Genomic DNA, 3,696 nt, shown 5'->3' with positions numbered 1-3,696 from the left:
GGAGGGATGGGGAGAGGAAAAACCGTAACCTCCCTCTTTCCGAAGGAGAGAGGTTGAGGCTGAGGGCGCGCTAATCCAGGCGACGGCCCGTCAAGCGTACAAAAATATCTTCTAAGTTGGCAGGGCGCACCATCAGGCCGGTTTTGTCGGGTTCCGCTTCCAACTGCCGCTGGGCCTCCGCCAAGCTGGGGAAAAAGGTGTAGCTCACCTCCTGGCCAGGGCGGGAGCGCACCAGCAGGGCTTCTCCGTACTTGGCCCGCAACTGGTCGGTGCTGCCCAGCTCGATTAGCTTCCCGCCGTCCATGATGCCGATGCGGTCACACAGCTCCTCGGCCTCTTCCATGTAGTGGGTGGTAATCAGCAAGGTCATCCCCTGCCGGTTCAGATCCCGCAGGATCTCCCACAGCAGCCGCCGCGCCTGGGGATCCAACCCAACGGTTGGCTCGTCCAAAAACAAAATTTGAGGCCGGTGCAACAGCGCCCTGGCCACCTGGAGGCGCCGCTTCATGCCGCCGGAGAGGGTCTTCACTTTGTCGTGCCGCCGGTCGGCCAGCTTCACGTACTCCAGCCACTCGTCGATGCGCTGCTGCCGCTCCGGGTTGGGGATGTGGTGCATGCGGCCGTGGAACTCCAGGTTTTCCCAAACCGTTAGCTCCGCCTCTAGGGTAATAGGCTGCAACACCACCCCAATCTGCCGCCGCACTGCTAAGGGATCCCGCACCACGTCGTAGCCCCCCACTTGGATGGATCCCTGGCTGGGTCGCGTGAGGCTAGTGAGCATGCGGATGGTGGTGGATTTGCCAGCGCCGTTGGGCCCCAGCAGGGCAAATACCTCCCCCTGAAAGATCCGCAGGCTCAAGTCCTGAACAGCCACCTGCTGCCCAAAGCGCTTCCACACCCCCTGCGTTTCCACTGCCGCCGGCTGGGTCTGGGGCAGAGTCGGGGCCATTGAAAGAGTGGTTGCAGTCGGCTCCATCTGCAGTGTAAAGAAACCTTTCTTCCCTAGCATACGCCAGTTGGGTTGGCCTTCTCTCCTGGGCGGCTGTGATCTTCCTTACTCGGAGCTTTCACCTCGCCCTTGCAAAATAATTGCTGAGGAGCGGGGCTAGCCGAAGCTCTACCCGAAGCACCAGAGTGGAGAGGAACTATGCCAAGTGGAGACCGATTCGATCAGATTGACTTCCGCCTGGATCGCCTAGTCGGCGCTGTGTTGACCCTAGTTGAAGCCGTCAGCTCTATCAAAGACGACTTGTCTCAGTTAAAAGACATCGTTCAGCAGCAGGCGCGGATGACGCAAGAGCACAGCGCGTGGCTGGAGGAGTTCAAGGCCGTCTGCCAGCAGCAAGCTGAAACCGCCCAGCGCCAGGCCGCAACGGTTGAGCGCCTCATTGCCCACTTCTTGCTAGCTCAGCAGCCCAAGGCTTAAGGCATGTCACAATGACAGCAGAGCTGAGGTCGTCCGCCCTTGGAGTTCCCGCTTGCACCAGCCCAGCAGGGTTCTGTGGACACAGAAGAGGTGCTGGCCTTTTTTCGCTGTCGTCGCCTGCCCTACTTGGATCGCTTTGGACCTCAAGAAGCCAAGCTGCCGACGGAAAACCTGCTGGAGCAATGGCGTCGGGATCGCCAAGCTCTGCAAGCTACTGTCCTGGAGCGATTCCCGGGAGAACAGGTCGCGCCGGGCAATGAAGCCCTTCTGGCAGCTATGGCAGCAGGGGCGGAGCGGATCTACGGCGGGCAGATTGTAGCAGAGCTGTTTTGGGAAGCTGAGGCGGAGCTTGCCAGCTCTGAAGTTGCCCTCGCTCCTTCCCCTGAGACAGAGGTTGAGCTCCCTGAAGACGGCTCCACTAACAAGACACCTGCACTGCCGCCTGGGGCTGTTCCAGAGTTTCGTTCCGTTTGGGTAAGCAGCTCGCTGGACCTCCTGATTCGGGATCCCGCCCTTCGCAGCCAAGACCGGCCCGTTTACCTGCCGGTGCACATTCGCCTCGGCAAGCGCCCCAAGCCGGAGTACGAACTGTTGTTGGCTTTGCAGGCCGAGTTGCTTGGATCCCTGCAGGGTCAGGTACCCAAATGCGGCTTCTTGATCTTAAAAGACGGGAAGTGGCACCTTGTTCACCTCAGCCGACGCCGCACCCAGGTGCGTCGCTTGCTGCAAGATTATCTGCACTCCCTTGAGCAGGCGGAGCCGCCGCAGGTGTTTATGGCCCGCAGCCGCTGTCATCTTTGTCACTGGCGGGAGCACTGTCGGCAGTTGAATGCCGTCGCCCAGCCCCTCAGCCTGCTGCCGGGCGTAACCGGATCCCGCTATCCCCTTTTGCAGGAGGCAGGGATCCATTCGATTGAGGCTTTAGCTAACGCTCGCCTGGAGATGCTCCAGGCTATCCCCAAGCTGGGAGCCGGCGTGGCCCTGCAACTGCAGCTTCAAGCCCGTGCCACCCTCAGCCGCAAGCCCCTCTGGCTGCAATCCCCGCCTCAGGCTCTGCCGACAGCGCCCGTGGAGCTGTACTTCGATATCGAGGCGGATCCCCGCCACAACGTCGCTTACCTACTGGGCTTGCTCGTGGTAGAACAAGCAGAGGAGAACAAGGTTGTCAACTACTACAGTTGCCTAGCTGCTGAGCCGCGAGAGGAAGGGCAAGCCTGGCAACAATTCCTACAGCTAGTTCAACGCTACCCTGAGGCCCCCATCTATCATTTTCACAGCTTTGAAGTACAGACTTGTCGGCGACTGGGGGAGCAGCACCAAACGGATCCCCGAGAGGTGCGGCAACTGCTGAAGCGCTTTGTAGATTTGCACAGCTGGGTTCAGCGCTCGGTAGTGCTACCCATCGAGAGCTACTCCCTGAAAAACATCGCTCGCTGGCTGGGGTTTAAGTGGCGACTACCCGAGGGCAGTGGAGCCCACTCCATCTACTGGTACAGCCAGTGGCTGGAAACACGAGATCGCCGCTATTTGGAGCAGTCGCTCATCTACAACGAGGACGACTGCCGGGCTACCTATTGCCTTAAAAACTGGCTAAGCCAAGGTTCGGTTCTTGCCCCCGTCGACGGCCCAAGCCCAGATACTTGGGCCGGACATTGATCGAACCAGCACCATCTCGGTGGAATCGAAATCTGCCTCTCCTCATTTTGCTAACGAAAGATGCTGATCTCAAGCGCATGCTCTTGCAAAAGCCTATTGACCCAGATGCTATCTTTAAGATTCTCAACGAGCAACTAGATTATGCCAAAAATGAAGCCTCAAACCTCGAGAGAAAAAGGATTTTAGTTGTGGATGACAACAAGTCATTCGTCCTTGCGCTGAGAGAACCACTGGATCCCTGGAGACTTGACCTGTACTCCCTCTCGATCCCAAAAGACTTTTGGGAGCAGCTTAATCAAATAATGTCGGAATTAAACGACCGAGATTGGAGCAAGATCCCGATACTCTTCCTAATCGCCCACCCAGACCCTCACACACTCGAACAAGTCTTTCAAGCGGGAGAGGATGACTTCGTTGGTAAACCCATCGTCGGTCCAGAGCTGATCACGCACATCTTCAACCATCTGGAACGCACAGAACTCTTACGGCGAGCTCAAGGGAGAAACTTCCCGTAAGTTTTACCCCCAGATGAAAATTAACCCCCCTTGTATTGGGGGGTTGGTGTGGAGAGATGAGCCTGGCACCGAGCTAGGTTACCGGAGGGTCACCCCTCA

4 protein-coding genes are annotated in these 3,696 nt (G+C 58.2%); 3 read left to right on the top strand and 1 reads right to left on the bottom strand.

Features of this window, described 5'->3' with window-relative positions:
- Positions 1 to 70: 70 nt before the first annotated feature.
- Complete coding sequence (locus NW809_RS11200) at positions 71 to 976, bottom strand: ABC transporter ATP-binding protein (RefSeq protein ID WP_414402160.1); 906 nt, start codon at positions 974 to 976, stop codon at positions 71 to 73.
- Between the two features lie 171 nt (positions 977 to 1,147).
- On the opposite strand from NW809_RS11200, the gene NW809_RS11195 reads away from it, so the two are divergent.
- From NW809_RS11195 to NW809_RS11185, 3 genes are all read left to right on the top strand, one after another.
- Positions 1,148 to 1,426: a hypothetical protein gene (locus tag NW809_RS11195; protein ID WP_414402159.1), complete on the top strand. Its 279-nt coding sequence runs from the start codon at positions 1,148 to 1,150 to the stop codon at positions 1,424 to 1,426.
- A 75-nt stretch (positions 1,427 to 1,501) separates the two neighbouring features.
- Positions 1,502 to 3,082, top strand: a complete 1,581-nt coding sequence (locus tag NW809_RS11190) for a TM0106 family RecB-like putative nuclease (RefSeq protein ID WP_414402158.1) — start codon at positions 1,502 to 1,504, stop codon at positions 3,080 to 3,082.
- A 47-nt stretch (positions 3,083 to 3,129) separates the two neighbouring features.
- On the top strand, positions 3,130 to 3,597 hold the full coding sequence (locus tag NW809_RS11185; RefSeq protein WP_143597172.1) for a response regulator: 468 nt from the start codon (positions 3,130 to 3,132) through the stop codon (positions 3,595 to 3,597).
- Positions 3,598 to 3,696: the final 99 nt, after the last annotated feature.

It is taken from the genome of Synechococcus sp. WC101 (assembly GCF_047461555.1).
Lineage (GTDB): Bacteria > Cyanobacteriota > Cyanobacteriia > Thermostichales > Thermostichaceae > Thermostichus.
Note: the sequence above shows the minus strand (reverse complement) of the source record. Positions and strands in the feature narration are given on the sequence as shown.

What these genes read in the sequence shown, in the direction of transcription:
- NW809_RS11195 (WP_414402159.1), top strand. Translation starts at nt 1,148, where the DNA reads ATGCCAAGTGGAGACCGATTCGATCAGATTGACTTCCGCCTGGATCGC.
- NW809_RS11200 (WP_414402160.1), bottom strand. Translation starts at nt 976, where the DNA reads ATGGAGCCGACTGCAACCACTCTTTCAATGGCCCCGACTCTGCCCCAG.